The following is a 16148-nucleotide window of genomic DNA, read 5'->3' as shown; positions in this document are numbered from 1 at the left end:
AAGGGATAAATCTCCTGTGCATAACTACCATTTAGATACACAGCTTTCTGACGGCATACTCAATGGCTACGGTCAGGATCGCCACAGAGTTATCATCCTCTGAAACGCCCGTTCTTAATGGCTCTGATTGACTTATCAACAGAAAAGCCTCTCCCTAAGGTATAAACATAAAAACAGGCTTTTTAAGAAATTCTTCTCTCTTTTCTATTCTTACCCACAGAGACTTTTCCCCATCTGGATAACTCCCCAGGGATAAGCTCGGGTAAAGCTACTGGCTATTTTTTGGCCAGACGGCTTCATGAGAGCGAGTGAATTCCCCTATACTGTGCGGCTTTCTCTATTTCCCAGCCTTGAACAGGCACGAGGTGCGTGGTGGATTTCCCTTCCCGTTTTGACGTGATCGTGATCGGTGGCGGCCATGCCGGCACTGAGGCCGCCTTGGCGGCCGCACGCATGGGCGTGAAGACCCTGCTGCTGACTCACAATGTGGAAACCCTCGGCCAGATGAGCTGCAACCCAGCCATCGGTGGCATCGGCAAGAGCCACCTTGTCAAAGAGATCGATGCGCTCGGCGGCGCCATGGCTACCGCCACGGACCTGGGGGGCATCCAGTTCCGTGTGCTGAACAGCCGCAAGGGACCAGCCGTTCGTGCCACGCGTGCTCAGGCTGACCGCGTGCTCTACAAGGCTGCTATTCGCGAGATACTCGAGAACCAGCCGAACCTGTGGATATTCCAGCAGGCCTGTGACGACCTGATCGTCGAGAACGACCTGGTCAGAGGCGTGGTGACTCAGATGGGTTTGCGCTTCCTCGCTGAGTCCGTAGTGCTCACCACGGGCACCTTCCTCGGCGGACTTATCCACATTGGTCTACAAAACTATTCGGGGGGCCGTGCAGGCGATCCGCCGTCCATTGCGCTGGCCCGCCGCCTGCGAGAGTTGCCGCTGCGTGTCGGTCGACTGAAAACCGGCACCCCACCGCGTATCGACGGTCGCTCTGTGGATTTCTCGGTGATGACCGAGCAACCTGGCGACACCCCGATCCCGGTCATGTCCTTCCTCGGCTCGAAGGAACAGCACCCGCGCCAGGTCAGTTGCTGGATCACCCATACCAACGCACGGACCCACGAGGTCATCGCCAGTAACCTCGATCGCTCGCCGATGTATTCCGGCGTGATCGAAGGCATCGGCCCGCGCTACTGCCCGTCCATCGAAGACAAGATCCACCGCTTCGCCGACAAGGACAGTCACCAGGTGTTCCTCGAGCCGGAAGGTCTGACCACCAATGAGCTGTATCCCAACGGCATCTCCACCTCGCTGCCATTCGACGTGCAGCTGGACATCGTCCGGTCCATTCGCGGAATGGAAAACGCCCATATCGTGCGTCCGGGCTATGCCATCGAATATGACTACTTCGATCCGCGCGACCTGAAGTACAGCCTGGAAACCAAAGTCATATCCGGCCTGTTCTTCGCCGGTCAGATCAACGGCACCACTGGCTACGAAGAAGCGGGTGCCCAGGGCCTGCTCGCTGGCGCCAATGCGGCCCTGCGCGCCCAAGGCAAGGACGCCTGGTGTCCGCGTCGCGACGAAGCCTATATCGGCGTCCTGGTAGACGACCTGATTACCTTGGGCACCCAGGAGCCCTACCGCATGTTCACGTCGCGCGCCGAATACCGGTTGATCCTGCGCGAGGATAACGCCGACCTGCGTCTCACCGAAAAAGGCCGCGAGCTCGGCCTCGTGGACGACAACCGCTGGGCAGCTTTCGAAGCCAAGCGCGAGGGCATCGCGCTTGAAGAGCAACGGCTGAAGAGCACATGGGTCCGTCCGGGTACTCCCGAGGGTGATGCAATCGCCCACCGCTTCGGGACCCCGCTTACCCATGAATACAACCTGCTCAACCTGCTGAGCCGTCCGGAAATCGATTACGCCGGACTGGTGGAAATCACCGGAGGCGGCGCCGAGGATTCGCAAGTAGCCGAGCAGGTAGAAATCAAGACCAAGTACGCCGGTTACATCGATCGGCAGCAGGACGAGATCGCGCGCCTTAGGGCCAGCGAAGATATTCGACTACCCGACGACCTGGACTACGCCACCATCTCGGGTCTCTCCAAGGAGATCCAGCACAAGCTCGGCAACTCCCGTCCGGAGACTCTCGGCCAGGCCGGTCGTATCCCCGGCGTGACCCCGGCGGCGATTTCCCTGTTGCTGATCCACCTGAAGAAACGCGGTGCCGGCCGCAAGCTGGAGCAGAGCGCCTGATGTCCCTGGTTTCCCAGCGCCATGCCGACGAACTGGCCACTGGCGCACAGCAACTCGCTGTCGAACTCACTCCGGAAAAGCAGGAAAAACTCCTCGCCTACCTGGCCTTGCTGATCAAGTGGAACAAGGCCTACAACCTGACTGCGGTGCGTGATCCGGATGAAATGGTCTCGCGCCACCTCCTCGATAGCCTGAGCGTTGTGTCTCGTGTCGCCGAGCTTGGGGATAACTGGCTGGACGTCGGTAGCGGCGGTGGTATGCCGGGCATACCGTTGGCCATCCTGTTTCCGGAGCGGCGCTTCACACTGCTCGACTCCAATGGCAAGAAGACTCGTTTCCTCACTCAGGTGAAGCTGGAGCTGAAACTCACCAACCTCGAAGTTGTCCACAACCGGGTCGAAGCCTTCACTCCCGAGCGGCCGTTCAGTGGCATCGTGTCGCGCGCCTTCAGTTCGCTGGAGGATTTCAGTAACTGGACGCGCCATCTCGGAGATGGTGAAACACGCTGGCTGGCCATGAAAGGCTTGCACCCGGATGACGAGCTGCAGGCACTGCCCGCGGACTTCCGCGTCGAGTCCGCGCATCAGCTGGAGGTTCCCGGTTGCCAAGGTCAGCGCCATCTGCTGATACTGCGCCGCACGCTATGAGGGGGAAGGCAGCCATGGCCAAGGTATTCGCAATCGCCAATCAGAAAGGCGGGGTCGGCAAGACCACCACCTGTGTCAACCTCGCCGCGTCGCTGGTCGCTACCAAGCGACGCGTGCTGCTGATCGACCTCGATCCCCAGGGCAACGCCACCATGGGCAGCGGCATCGACAAGCTTGCCCTTGAGCATTCCGTCTATGACGTGCTGACCGGTGAGTGCGACCTGGCTACGGCCATGCAGTACTCCGAGCACGGCGGCTACCAGCTGCTGCCGGCCAACCGCGATCTCACAGCTGCGGAAGTGGCACTGCTGGACATGCCCAGCAAGGAACATCGCCTGCGCGAAGCCCTCGCGCCGATTCGCGAGAATTACGATTACATCCTCATCGACTGCCCACCTTCGCTGTCGATGCTGACGATCAACGCGCTGGTCGCTTCCGACGGCGTGATCATCCCCATGCAGTGCGAGTACTACGCACTCGAAGGCTTGTCGGACCTGATGAACAGCATCCAGCGCATCGGCCAGCTGCTGAACCCGAACCTGAAGATCGAAGGCCTGTTGCGCACCATGTACGACCCGCGCATCAGCCTGACCAACGACGTTTCGGCGCAGCTCAAGGAACACTTCGGCGACAAGCTCTACGACGCTGTCATTCCTCGTAACGTAAGGCTGGCCGAAGCCCCTAGCTTTGGCATGCCGGCCCTGGTCTACGACAAGCAATCCCGTGGCGCCATCGCCTATCTGGCGCTGGCTGGCGAACTGGTCCGACGCCAGCGCGCCAAAGCCAAAACCGCTACCGCATAAGGAATCCGCATGGCCGCGAAAAAACGAGGTCTGGGCCGTGGCTTGGACGCCCTGCTGGGCGGCAGTACAGTCACCACGCTTGAAGAAGAAGCCGTAAAGGTCGATACCCGCGAGCTTCAGCACCTGCCCCTGGACCTGATCCAACGCGGTAAGTACCAACCCCGCCGCGACATGGACCCAACGGCCCTGGAAGAACTGGCCCAGTCGATCAGGGTTCAGGGCGTCATGCAGCCCATCGTGGTGCGCCCCATCGGTGCGGGCCGCTTCGAGATCATCGCCGGTGAGCGCCGCTGGCGCGCCAGCCAGCAAGCCGGGCTGGACAAGATCCCGGCCATGGTCCGAGAAGTGCCCGACGAAGCCGCCATCGCCATGGCGCTGATCGAGAACATCCAGCGCGAGGACCTCAATCCCATCGAGGAAGCCATCGCGCTGCAGCGCCTGCAGCAGGAATTCCAACTCACCCAGCAGCAAGTGGCTGAAGCGGTCGGCAAGTCACGCGTCACCATTACCAACCTCCTGCGCCTGATCGGCTTGCCTGAAGAGATCAAGACCCTGCTCTCCCACGGCGATCTGGAAATGGGACACGCCCGGGCGCTGCTCGGTCTACCCCTGGAACGTCAGGTTGAAGGGGCGCGACATGTTGTCGCACGAGGTCTGACCGTGCGCCAAACCGAAGCACTGGTACGGCAGTGGCTGAACGCTACTGAAAAAGCTGTCGAGCCGGTCAAGGCCGATCCGGATATCAGCCGGCTTGAACAGCGCCTGGCTGAGCGGCTGGGCGCTCCGGTGCAGATCAAGCACGGCCAGAAAGGCAAAGGTCAACTGGTCATCCGTTACAACTCCCTCGACGAACTACAGGGCGTCCTGGCCCACATCCGCTGAAACATTTGGCGCTGTAGCGACGGTCGGATTTCACTACCCGGCAGTTGAACAGGGGGGGTTCCCCCCCTATACTCTGCGCGCAATTTTGTCGGCACAAAGTATGCCAAGTCGTTGATTCCAGCGGCCGACACCAGAGGAACTGCTGCGATGGATATCCGCACGCCAAACCGCTTGCCCTTCCATCGTCTACCGGTTTTCCCGGTACTGTTGGTTCAACTGGTTGCACTGCTGCTCGCCGCTGTCGTTCTCTGGCAGTGGCGGGGTACGGTGGCTGGATATTCTGGCTTGTGCGGCGGCTTGATCGCCTGGTTGCCGAACCTGTATTTCGCCCGCAAGGCGTTCCGTTACAGCGGAGCCCGTGCAGCCCAGGCGATAGTCCGCTCTTTCTATGCGGGCGAGATGGGCAAGTTGATTTTGACGGCAGTGCTGTTTGCACTGACGTTTGCAGGTGTGAAACCCCTGGATGCGCCGGCAGTTTTCGGCGCTTTCCTGCTGACTCAGTCCGTCAGCTGGTTCGCGCCCCTGCTGATGAGAACAAGATTTTCGAAACCTTAGGGCGTTTGAGGCAAACATGGCAGAGCAAACCGCTTCGGGCTATATCCAGCACCACCTGCAGAACCTGACCTTCGGTCGTCTGCCCAATGGCGATTGGGGCTTCGCCCACAGCGCCGAGCAAGCCAAGGAAATGGGCTTCTGGGCCTTCCACGTCGACACCCTGGGCTGGTCCATCGGACTGGGCCTGATCTTCGTGCTCCTGTTCCGCCTGGCAGCCAAGAAAGCCACCTCCGGCATCCCTGGCGGTCTGCAGAACCTGGTGGAAGTCATGATCGACTTCGTCGACACCAACGTGAAGGACACCTTCCACGGTCGTAATCCGCTGATCGCCCCGCTGGCGCTGACCATCTTCGTCTGGATCTTCCTGATGAACGCCATCGACCTGATCCCGGTGGACTGGATCCCGATGCTGGCCGTCCTCATCTCCGGTGATTCGCACATTCCGTTCCGTGCCGTTCCGACCACCGACCCGAATGCCACCCTTGGCATGGCCTTCTCGGTGTTCGGCCTGATCATCTTCTACAGCATCAAGGTCAAAGGCATCGGCGGCTTCCTCGGCGAACTGACCCTGCACCCCTTCAGCAGCAAGAACATCTTCGTTCAGATCCTGCTGATTCCGGTCAACTTCCTGCTCGAGTTCGTCACCCTGATCGCCAAGCCGATCTCCCTGGCACTGCGTCTGTTCGGCAACATGTACGCCGGCGAGCTGGTGTTCATCCTGATCGCCGTGATGTTCGGCGCCGGCATTCTGCTGCTGAGCGGCCTGGGCATTGCCCTGCAGTGGGCGTGGGCTGTGTTCCACATCCTGATCATCACCCTGCAGGCCTTCATCTTCATGATGCTGACCATCGTCTATCTGTCGATGGCGCATGAGGACAACCATTAAGAATCTCTTGGTGCACCTGGTCGCTCTCCCGCTGGGAAGAAATCAAGTGCACCTGTGGTTCTGATGGTCTCGCGCCACGGCGCGGGAAGCCCGCAAGGGCAGTGGGAACAAAACGATTTCGCTTTACCGCTTCACTTAAACCTTAACCAACACGACATAAAGTCGGGAGGAAAAATGGAAACTGTAGTAGGTCTGACCGCGATCGCCGTAGCTCTGCTGATTGGTCTGGGTGCCCTGGGTACCGCCATTGGCTTCGGTCTGCTGGGTGGCAAGTTCCTGGAAGGCGCTGCTCGTCAGCCGGAAATGGTTCCGATGCTGCAAGTTAAAATGTTCATCGTGGCCGGTCTGCTTGACGCCGTAACCATGATCGGCGTTGGTATCGCTCTGTTCTTCACCTTCGCTAACCCGTTCATTGCTCAGGTAGCCCAGTAATCCTCGATTTTCGAGGATTCGACTGACAACGAACGAGCGAGGTGTTGGCGTGAATATTAATGCAACCCTGATCGGCCAGTCCGTTGCGTTCTTCATCTTCGTACTGTTCTGCATGAAGTTCGTGTGGCCTCCGGTCATCACTGCTCTGCGTGAACGTCAGAAGAAGATCGCTGATGGCCTGGACGCTGCCAACCGTGCGGCTCGTGACCTGGAGCTGGCCCATGAAAAAGTGGGTCAGCAACTGCGCGAAGCCAAGGCTCAGGCAGCTGAAATCATTGAGCAAGCCAAAAAGCGCGCTACCCAGATCGTCGACGAAGCTCGCGATCAGGCACGTGCTGAAGGTGAGCGCCTGAAGGCGCAAGCTCAGGCCGAGATCGAGCAGGAACTGAACAGCGTCAAAGACGCGCTGCGCGCCCAACTGGGTAGCCTGGCCGTTAATGGTGCCGAGAAGATCCTGGGTGCCACTATCGATCAAAACGCGCACGCGGAGCTGGTTAACAAACTGGCAGCCGAAATTTAAGCGAGGGCGATCATGGCAGAACTGACCACGCTGGCCCGACCTTACGCCAAGGCTGCTTTCGAGTACGCCCAGGCCCATCAGCAGCTGGCCTCTTGGTCGGCCATGCTAGGCCTGGCCGCTGCGGTGTCGCAGGACGACACCATGCAGCGTGTGCTCAAAGCCCCGCGACTGACGAGCGCAGAGAAAGCCAACACCTTCATAGAGGTGGTTGGCGACAAGTTCGACGCCCAGGCACAGAACTTCATCCACGTTGTTTCCGAGAATGGCCGCCTCGTGCTGCTGCCGGAAATCGCCGAACAGTTCGAGCTCTACAAGGCCGAACAAGAGAAATCGGTAGACGTGGAAGTCACCAGTGCCTTCGCATTGAGCGATGAACAGCAAGACAAACTCGCCAAGGTTCTCAGCGCACGGCTCAGCCGGGAAGTGCGTCTGCACGCCGTGGAAGACTCCAGCCTCATAGGTGGTGTAGTCATCCGCGCCGGCGACCTGGTTATCGATGGCTCGGTTCGCGGCAAAATCGCGAAACTGGCCGAAGCGTTGAAATCTTGAGTTTGAAGGGGCAGCAGAGCAATGCAGCAACTCAATCCTTCCGAAATTAGTGAAATCATCAAGGGACGTATCGAGAAACTCGACGTCTCTTCCCAAGCCCGCAACGAGGGCACCATCGTTTCCGTCTCCGACGGCATCGTGCGCATTCACGGCCTGGCCGATGTGATGTACGGTGAGATGATCGAGTTCCCGGGCGGCGTTTACGGTATGGCGCTGAACCTGGAGCAAGACTCCGTAGGTGCCGTAATCCTGGGCAAGTACACCGGCCTGGCCGAAGGTATGAGCGCCAAGTGCACCGGCCGCATCCTGGAAGTCCCGGTTGGTCCGGAACTGCTGGGTCGCGTCGTTGACGCCCTGGGCAACCCGATCGACGGCAAAGGTCCGATCAACGCTGCTGCCACCGATGCGGTGGAAAAAGTAGCGCCGGGCGTGATCTGGCGTAAATCGGTAGACCAGCCGGTACAGACCGGCTACAAGGCCGTTGACGCCATGATCCCGATCGGCCGTGGCCAGCGTGAGCTGATCATTGGCGACCGTCAGATCGGCAAGACCGCCCTGGCTGTCGACGCCATCATCAACCAGAAAGACAGCGGCATCCGCTGCGTATACGTAGCCATCGGTCAGAAGCAATCGACCATCGCCAACGTTGTTCGCAAGCTGGAAGAAAACGGCGCCCTGGCCAACACCATCATCGTGGCCGCCAGTGCTTCCGAATCCCCTGCTCTGCAGTACATCGCTCCGTACTCTGGCTGCACCATGGGTGAATTCTTCCGCGACCGCGGCGAAGACGCCCTGATCATTTACGATGACCTGTCCAAGCAGGCCGTAGCCTACCGCCAGATCTCCCTGCTGCTGCGCCGCCCGCCGGGCCGCGAAGCCTACCCGGGCGACGTGTTCTATCTCCACAGCCGTCTGCTGGAGCGCGCTTCCCGCGTTTCCGAAGAGTACGTCGAGAAGTTCACCAACGGCGCTGTGAAAGGCAAGACCGGTTCCCTGACCGCCCTGCCGATCATCGAAACCCAGGCTGGTGACGTTTCCGCGTTCGTTCCGACCAACGTGATCTCCATCACCGACGGTCAGATCTTCCTGGAATCCGCCCTGTTCAACTCGGGTATCCGTCCGGCCGTCAACGCCGGTATCTCGGTATCCCGTGTTGGTGGCGCGGCCCAGACCAAGATCATCAAGAAGCTGTCCGGTGGTATCCGTACCGCCCTGGCCCAGTACCGTGAGCTGGCTGCGTTCGCGCAGTTCGCTTCCGACCTGGACGAGGCTACCCGCAAGCAGCTCGAGCATGGTCAGCGCGTTACCGAGCTGATGAAGCAGAAGCAATACGCGCCCATGTCCATTGCCGACATGTCGCTGAGCCTGTACGCCGCTGAGCGTGGCTTCCTGCAGGACATCGAGCTCGCCAAGATCGGCGCCTTCGAACAAGCCTTGATCGCCTACTTCAACCGTGATCACGCCGCACTGATGGCGAAGATCAACGAGAAGGGTGACTTCAACGACGAGATCGACGCCGGCATCAAGGCTGGTATCGAGAAGTTCAAGGCCACCCAAACCTGGTAAGCCGCAGCGGGGGGTCGTAAGGCCCCCCGCCTGCTAACCCGATAGGTGTTACATGGCAGGCGCAAAAGAGATTCGCAGCAAGATTGCGAGCATCAAAAGCACGCAGAAGATCACCAGCGCCATGGAAAAGGTGGCGGTCAGCAAGATGCGCAGGGCTCAACTGCGCATGGCTGCCAGCCGCCCCTACGCGGAGCGCATCCGCCAGGTGATCGGTCATTTGGCCAACGCGAACCCGGAATACCGCCATCCCTTCATGATCGAGCGTGAGGTCAAGCGCGTCGGTTACGTGGTGGTGAGCAGCGACCGTGGTTTGTGCGGCGGCTTGAACATCAACCTGTTCAAGGCTCTGGTCAAAGACATGGCGGGTTACCGTCAGGACGGCGTGGAGATCGACCTCTGCGTGATTGGTGGCAAGGGTGCGGCCTTCTTCCGCAACTACGGCGGTAACGTCGTTGCAGCCATCAGCCACCTCGGCGAGGAACCCTCGATCAACGACCTGATCGGCAGCGTCAAGGTTATGCTCGATGCATACCTGGATGGCCGTATCGATCGCCTGTTCGTGGTCTCCAACAAGTTCGTCAACACCATGACGCAGAAGCCGACCGTGGACCAACTGGTTCCGCTGGTGGCCGACCCGGATCAAGAGTTGAAGCATCACTGGGATTACCTCTACGAACCCGACGCCAAGGAGATCCTCGAAGGTCTGCTGGTGCGCTACGTGGAATCCCAGGTGTATCAGGCCGTGGTAGAGAACAACGCCTGCGAGCAGGCGGCACGGATGATCGCGATGAAGAACGCCACCGACAACGCCGGTGACCTGATCAGCAGCCTCCAGCTGATCTACAACAAGGCGCGTCAGGCAGCGATCACTCAAGAGATTTCGGAAATCGTCGGCGGCGCTGCCGCGGTTTAAGACCGGTTCATATATTTAGAGGAACCAGATATGAGTAGCGGACGTATCGTTCAAATCATCGGCGCCGTTATCGACGTGGAATTCCCGCGTGATCAGGTGCCGAACGTATACGACGCGCTGAAAGTCAGCGGCGTCGAAACCACCCTCGAAGTTCAGCAGCAGCTGGGCGACGGCGTGGTTCGTTCCATCGCAATGGGTTCGACCGAAGGCCTCAAGCGTGGCCTGGACGTCTCCAACACTGGCAAGGCCATTTCCGTCCCGGTCGGTAAAGCGACCCTGGGCCGCATCATGGACGTGCTGGGCAACCCGATCGACGAAGCAGGCCCCATCGGCGAAGAAGAGCGTTGGGTTATCCACCGCGACGCTCCGTCCTACGCCGAGCAGGCGGGTGGCAACGAGCTGCTGGAAACCGGCATCAAGGTAATCGACCTGGTCTGCCCCTTCGCCAAAGGCGGTAAGGTCGGCCTGTTCGGTGGCGCCGGTGTAGGCAAGACCGTAAACATGATGGAACTGATCCGTAACATCGCGATCGAGCACAGCGGTTACTCTGTGTTCGCCGGCGTGGGTGAGCGTACTCGTGAGGGTAACGACTTCTACCACGAGATGAAGGATTCCAACGTTCTGGACAAAGTGGCCCTGGTATACGGCCAGATGAACGAGCCGCCGGGCAACCGTCTGCGCGTTGCACTGACCGGGCTGACCATGGCCGAGAAGTTCCGTGACGAAGGCCGCGACGTTCTGCTGTTCGTCGACAACATCTACCGCTACACCCTGGCCGGTACCGAAGTGTCCGCGCTGCTGGGTCGTATGCCGTCCGCTGTGGGTTACCAGCCGACCCTGGCCGAGGAAATGGGCGTTCTGCAAGAGCGCATCACCTCCACCAAGACCGGTTCGATCACCTCCATCCAGGCCGTATACGTTCCTGCGGACGACCTGACCGACCCGTCCCCGGCGACCACCTTCGCCCACCTGGACGCCACCGTCGTACTGTCCCGTGACATCGCGTCCCTGGGTATCTACCCGGCCGTTGATCCGCTGGACTCGACCTCCCGCCAGCTGGACCCGCTGGTGATCGGTCAGGACCACTACGAGACCGCTCGTGGTGTCCAGTACGTTCTGCAGCGTTACAAGGAACTGAAGGACATCATCGCGATCCTGGGTATGGACGAACTGTCCGAAGCGGACAAGCAGCTCGTTAACCGTGCTCGTAAGATCCAGCGCTTCCTGTCCCAGCCGTTCTTCGTGGCCGAAGTCTTCACCGGTTCCCCGGGCAAGTACGTGTCGCTGAAGGACACCATCGCTGGCTTCAAAGGCATCCTCAACGGTGACTACGACCACCTGCCCGAGCAGGCGTTCTACATGGTCGGCGGCATCGAAGAAGCCATCGAGAAAGCGAAGAAACTGTAACCCCCTGAGCGCCCGGCAACGGGCGCTTACGTGAGGCAAGCGTATGGCTATTACTGTCCATTGCGATATCGTCAGCGCCGAAGCGGAGATATTCTCCGGTCTGGTGGAGATGGTGATTGCGCACGGCAACCTGGGCGATCTGGGTATCGCTCCGGGTCACGCCCCGCTGATCACCGACCTCAAGCCGGGTCCGATCCGCCTGGTCAAGCAGGGTGGTGAGGAGGAGGTGTACTACATCTCTGGTGGTTTCCTCGAGGTCCAGCCCAACATGGTGAAGGTCCTGGCCGACACCGTGCTGCGCGCCGGCGACCTGGACGAAGCTGCTGCTCAGGAGTCCCTCAAGGCTGCTGAGAAGGCCCTCCACGAGAAGGGCGCGGAGTTCGATTACTCTGCCGCCTCCGCTCGTCTGGCCGAGGCCGCGGCGCAGCTGCGTACCGTCCAGCAGATCCGCAAGAAGTTCGGCGGCTAAGGCCCAAGGCTTCATTGTGGATAAGTAAAAGGGTAGCCTTGGCTGCCCTTTTTCTTTTCCGGCATTCCGGTTTTCGCTTACCAGCCTGATTCGGTGATTTTTCCCATGTCCCTCGATATCGTCATCCTCGCCGCTGGCCAGGGCACGCGCATGCGTTCGGCCCTACCCAAGGTCCTGCATCCGGTGGCCGGCAAGGCCATGCTCGGCCACGTCATCGATACCGCCCGCAAGCTCGAGCCCAAGAGCATCCATGTGGTGATCGGCCACGGTGCTGAAACCGTACGTGAGCGACTGGCCGCAGAGGACCTGAACTTCGTCCTCCAGGCTGAGCAGCTGGGTACCGGCCACGCTGTCGCCCAGGCCCTGCCGCAGTTGTCCGCCGAGCGCGTGCTGATCCTTTACGGCGACGTGCCGTTGATCGAAGTGGAAACCCTGCAGCGTCTGCTGGATAAGGTGAGGGAAGATCAGCTCGCCCTGCTTACTGTTGAGCTGGAAGACCCCACTGGCTACGGCCGTATCGTTCGTGACGCCGGCGGCGTGGTGAAGGCCATCGTCGAGCACAAGGACGCCACCGCTGAGCAGCGCACCATCCGTGAAGGTAATACCGGCATCCTCGCCGTTCCCGGGAAGCGCCTGACTGATTGGCTCGGACGCCTGTCCAACGACAACGCCCAGGGCGAGTACTACCTTACCGACGTCATTGCGATGGCTGTGGCCGATGGCCTGGTGGTGGCCACCGAAAACCCCCATGACGCCATGGAAGTACAGGGGGCCAACGATCGCATCCAACTCGCAGAACTCGAACGCCACTACCAGAAACGTGCCGCTCGCCGCTTGATGGCCCAGGGGGTGACCCTGCTGGATCCGGCCCGCTTTGACCTTCGCGGCGAAGCGACCGTGGGCCGCGATGTACTGATTGATGTGAACGTGATCCTCGAAGGCAAGGTCGTGATCGAGGACGGCGTACAGATCGGCCCCAACTGCGTGATCAAGGACTCCACCCTGCGTCGTGGTGCTGTGGTCAAGGCCAACAGCCACCTGGAAGGTGCCGAGTTGGGCGCGGGTGCTGATTGTGGTCCGTTCGCGCGCCTGCGTCCTGGAACCGTGCTGGGCGCCAATGCCCATGTGGGTAACTTCGTCGAGCTGAAGAACGCCGTGATGGGAGAGGGCGCCAAGGCCGGCCACCTGGCCTATTTGGGCGATGCCGAGATCGGTGCACGTACCAACATTGGCGCCGGCACCATCACCTGCAACTACGATGGCGCCAACAAGTTCCGCACCGTGATGGGTGAAGACGTCTTCATCGGTTCCAACAGCGCCTTGGTGGCCCCGGTCACCCTGGGCGACGGTGCGACCACCGGTGCCGGCTCGATCATCACGCAGGACGTACCCGCCAATACCCTGGCCGTCGGCCGTGCCAAGCAGCGCAACATTGAAGGCTGGAAGCGTCCGGTGAAGATCAAGAAGTAGGCCTGTGGATAAGCAGCCTGTGGATAACGTTTGATCCAGACAAAAGGCGGCCCAGGCCGCCTTTTGTCGTTTTCGGGGTTGACGAAGAAGCTTCGTTAGGTTTTGATTCGCGCCATTATCTTTCGAAACGAAACTTTTGCCGATGTCGAAGCGCAATACGCCCCAACGCCGCCACGCTATCCTTGCGCTGCTCGAAGAGCAGGGTGAGGTGAGTGTCGACGCGCTGGCAAAGGCCTTCGCCACGTCCGAAGTGACCATCCGTAAAGACCTTACCGCCCTGGAGAAGAACGGCCTGCTGCTGCGCCGTTACGGCGGTGCCGTGCCGATGCCCCAGGAACTGATCGGGGAAGGCAGCCAGCCGGTATCGTCCTACAAGCTGGCGATCGCCCGCGCTGCGGTCGGCTGCATCCGCGAACACGCTCGCATCATCATCGACAGCGGCAGCACCACCGCGGCGATGATCCCCGAGCTCGGCCGCAAGCCTGGCCTGGTGGTGATGACCAATTCCCTCAGCGTCGCCAACGCCTTGCGCGAGCTGGAGCATGAGCCCGTGCTCCTGATGACCGGTGGCACCTGGGACCCGCATTCCGAGTCCTTCCAGGGCCAGGTGGCCGAACAGGTTCTGCGTTCGTACGATTTTGACCAGCTCTTCATCGGCGCTGACGGCCTCGATTTGCAACGCGGCACGACCACATTCAATGAACTGCTGGGGCTTTCGCGGGTCATGGCCGAAGTGGCCCGAGAGGTGATCGTCCTCGCCGAATCCGACAAGGTCGGCCGGCGCATCCCCAACCTGGAGCTGCCCTGGAGCAGCATCCATACCCTGATTACCGATGAGCGCCTTGCTGCCGAAGCGCGCGAACAGATAGCTGCGCGCGGGGTCAAGCTGATCTGCGCGCGTATTGATTGAGATAGGAGAACAGCCATGTGTGGCATCGTTGGCGCCATCGCCGAGCGCAATATCACCGCAATCCTGGTCGAGGGCCTGAAGCGCCTCGAATACCGTGGTTATGACAGTGCCGGGGTAGCCGTCTTCACCAACGACGGCGATCTGGACCGTCGTCGCCGCGTCGGCAAAGTTGCCGGGTTGGATCAGGCCCTGGCCGAGCAACCCCTGGCCGGTCGACTGGGCATCGCCCACACCCGTTGGGCGACCCACGGCGCCCCCAGCGAGCACAACGCCCACCCGCATTTCTCTGGTGACCAGCTGGCCGTCGTGCACAACGGCATCATCGAGAACTACGAAGCACTCCGTGAGCAGCTCAAGGGGCTTGGCTACGTCTTTACCTCGGATACCGATACCGAAGTCATCGTGCACCTCCTACACCACAAACTGAAGACCGACACCGACCTTGCCGACGCACTCAAGTCCGCAGTGGCCGAGCTGCATGGCGCCTACGGTCTGGCTGTGATCAGTGCCAGCCAGCCCGACCGCCTGCTCGCAGCCCGCAGCGGCAGCCCCCTGGTGATCGGCCTGGGCCTGGGCGAGAACTTCCTCGCCTCCGACCAACTGGCGCTGCGCCAGGTCACCGACCGCTTCATCTATCTGGAAGAAGGCGACATCGCCGAGATCCGCCGCGATAGCGTGCAGATCTGGGACCAGCAGGGTTGCGCGGTTCAGCGTGAGCAGGTGCAGTACCACGAAGGCGCCGAAGCTGCCGACAAGGGCGAGTATCGCCACTTCATGCTCAAGGAAATCCACGAGCAGCCCAAGGTCGTGCAACGCACCCTGGAAGGCCGGCTGGGCACCGACCATGTGCTGGTCAACGCCTTTGGTCCGCGTGCCGCTGAGCTCTTCGCCAAGGTCCGCAACGTGCAGATCGTTGCCTGCGGTACCAGCTACCACGCCGGCATGGTCGCCCGTTACTGGCTGGAAGACTTGGCCGGTATCCCTTGCCAGATCGAAGTGGCCAGCGAGTTCCGCTACCGCAAGGTCGTGGTGCAGCCGGACACCCTGTTCGTGACCATTTCCCAGTCCGGCGAAACCGCCGATACCCTGGCCGCCCTGCGCAATGCCAAGGAGCTGGGCTACCTGACCAGCCTGGCCATCTGCAACGTCGGCACCAGCTCCCTGGTGCGCGAATCCGACCTGACCCTGCTGACCCAGGCCGGCCCGGAAATCGGCGTGGCCTCCACCAAGGCCTTCACCACCCAGCTGGTCGGCCTGATGCTGCTGACGCTGTCCCTCGGCCAGGTGCGCGGCACGCTGGATGCCGGCGTAGAAGCCCATCTGGTGGAAGAACTGCGTCGTCTGCCGACCCGTCTGGGCGAAGCCCTGGCCATGGACAAGACCGTGGAGAAGGTCGCGGAGCTGTTTGCCGAGAAGCACCACACGCTGTTCCTCGGTCGCGGTGCTCAGTACCCGGTGGCGATGGAAGGATCGCTGAAGCTCAAGGAAATCTCCTACATCCATGCCGAGGCCTACCCGGCCGGTGAACTCAAGCACGGTCCGCTGGCCCTGGTGGACAGCGACATGCCGGTGGTCACCGTCGCACCGAACAACGAACTGGTGGAAAAGCTCAAATCCAACCTGCAGGAAGTGCGTGCCCGTGGCGGTGAGCTGATCGTGTTCGCTGACCGCGAAGCCGGTATCGACAACGGGGTGGGCACTCATGTGGTGGCCATGCCGCACATTGATGACTCCCTGGCACCGATCCTCTACACCATCCCGCTGCAGCTGCTGTCCTACTATGTCGCTGTGCTCAAGGGCACTGACGTGGACCAACCGCGAAACCTCGCAAAGTCCGTGACTGTCGAATAGTTCAGGCACTTCGAACTGGAGAA

At 60.7% G+C, this 16148-nt stretch carries 16 protein-coding genes; all 16 read left to right on the top strand.

All coding sequences use genetic code 11. From position 1 onward, the window contains the following. Positions 1-372 precede the first annotated feature (372 nt). The 16 genes from mnmG to glmS all read left to right on the top strand — a co-directional run bounded on the left by mnmG (position 373) and on the right by glmS (position 16125). The gene (gene mnmG, locus G559_RS0103950) at positions 373-2265 is read left to right on the top strand and encodes a tRNA uridine-5-carboxymethylaminomethyl(34) synthesis enzyme MnmG (RefSeq protein ID WP_028627007.1); all 1893 of its coding nucleotides are present in this window, start codon (positions 373-375) and stop codon (positions 2263-2265) included. After that, complete coding sequence (gene rsmG, locus G559_RS0103945; RefSeq protein WP_028627006.1) at positions 2265-2912, top strand: 16S rRNA (guanine(527)-N(7))-methyltransferase RsmG; 648 nt, start codon at positions 2265-2267, stop codon at positions 2910-2912. Before mnmG ends, rsmG begins: the two co-directional genes overlap by 1 nt. 14 nt (positions 2913-2926) lie before the next feature. Next, entirely contained in the window at positions 2927-3715 is a 789-nt protein-coding gene (locus tag G559_RS0103940; RefSeq protein ID WP_028627005.1) for a ParA family protein, read from the top strand. A gap of 9 nt (positions 3716-3724) precedes the next feature. Then, positions 3725-4597, top strand: coding sequence for a ParB/RepB/Spo0J family partition protein (locus tag G559_RS0103935; protein WP_028627004.1), 873 nt, complete (start codon positions 3725-3727; stop codon positions 4595-4597). A 147-nt stretch (positions 4598-4744) separates the two neighbouring features. Continuing rightward, positions 4745-5152 (top strand): F0F1 ATP synthase subunit I, encoded by a 408-nt coding sequence (locus G559_RS0103930; protein WP_028627003.1) that lies wholly within the window; start codon positions 4745-4747, stop codon positions 5150-5152. Between the two features lie 16 nt (positions 5153-5168). After that, the gene (atpB, locus tag G559_RS0103925) at positions 5169-6038 is read left to right on the top strand and encodes a F0F1 ATP synthase subunit A (protein ID WP_028627002.1); all 870 of its coding nucleotides are present in this window, start codon (positions 5169-5171) and stop codon (positions 6036-6038) included. Between the two features lie 174 nt (positions 6039-6212). Continuing rightward, positions 6213-6470, top strand: coding sequence for a F0F1 ATP synthase subunit C (gene atpE / locus G559_RS0103920; RefSeq protein ID WP_003457994.1), 258 nt, complete (start codon positions 6213-6215; stop codon positions 6468-6470). A gap of 49 nt (positions 6471-6519) precedes the next feature. Next, on the top strand, positions 6520-6990 hold the full coding sequence (locus G559_RS0103915; RefSeq protein WP_028627001.1) for a F0F1 ATP synthase subunit B: 471 nt from the start codon (positions 6520-6522) through the stop codon (positions 6988-6990). A 12-nt stretch (positions 6991-7002) separates the two neighbouring features. After that, a complete protein-coding gene (locus G559_RS0103910) occupies positions 7003-7539 on the top strand; it encodes a F0F1 ATP synthase subunit delta (RefSeq protein ID WP_028627000.1) in 537 nt (178 codons plus the stop codon). Positions 7540-7560: 21 nt separating this feature from the next. Then, positions 7561-9105, top strand: coding sequence for a F0F1 ATP synthase subunit alpha (atpA, locus tag G559_RS0103905; RefSeq protein ID WP_028626999.1), 1545 nt, complete (start codon positions 7561-7563; stop codon positions 9103-9105). 52 nt (positions 9106-9157) lie between these two features. Then, positions 9158-10018, top strand: coding sequence for a F0F1 ATP synthase subunit gamma (atpG, locus tag G559_RS0103900; RefSeq protein ID WP_028626998.1), 861 nt, complete (start codon positions 9158-9160; stop codon positions 10016-10018). A gap of 30 nt (positions 10019-10048) precedes the next feature. Continuing rightward, the gene (gene atpD / locus G559_RS0103895) at positions 10049-11425 is read left to right on the top strand and encodes a F0F1 ATP synthase subunit beta (protein ID WP_028626997.1); all 1377 of its coding nucleotides are present in this window, start codon (positions 10049-10051) and stop codon (positions 11423-11425) included. Between the two features lie 43 nt (positions 11426-11468). After that, a complete protein-coding gene (locus G559_RS0103890; protein ID WP_028626996.1) occupies positions 11469-11894 on the top strand; it encodes a F0F1 ATP synthase subunit epsilon in 426 nt (141 codons plus the stop codon). Between the two features lie 105 nt (positions 11895-11999). Beyond that, positions 12000-13364: a bifunctional UDP-N-acetylglucosamine diphosphorylase/glucosamine-1-phosphate N-acetyltransferase GlmU gene (gene glmU, locus G559_RS0103885; protein WP_028626995.1), complete on the top strand. Its 1365-nt coding sequence runs from the start codon at positions 12000-12002 to the stop codon at positions 13362-13364. A gap of 142 nt (positions 13365-13506) precedes the next feature. Then, positions 13507-14274, top strand: a complete 768-nt coding sequence (locus G559_RS0103880; RefSeq protein WP_028626994.1) for a DeoR/GlpR family DNA-binding transcription regulator — start codon at positions 13507-13509, stop codon at positions 14272-14274. Between the two features lie 15 nt (positions 14275-14289). Beyond that, positions 14290-16125: a glutamine--fructose-6-phosphate transaminase (isomerizing) gene (gene glmS / locus G559_RS0103875; protein WP_028626993.1), complete on the top strand. Its 1836-nt coding sequence runs from the start codon at positions 14290-14292 to the stop codon at positions 16123-16125. Positions 16126-16148: the final 23 nt, after the last annotated feature.

This window comes from Metapseudomonas resinovorans DSM 21078 (assembly GCF_000423545.1).
GTDB lineage: Bacteria > Pseudomonadota > Gammaproteobacteria > Pseudomonadales > Pseudomonadaceae > Metapseudomonas > Metapseudomonas resinovorans.
The sequence above is the reverse complement of the archived record's forward strand: the minus strand, read 5'-3'. Positions and strand labels throughout refer to the sequence as shown.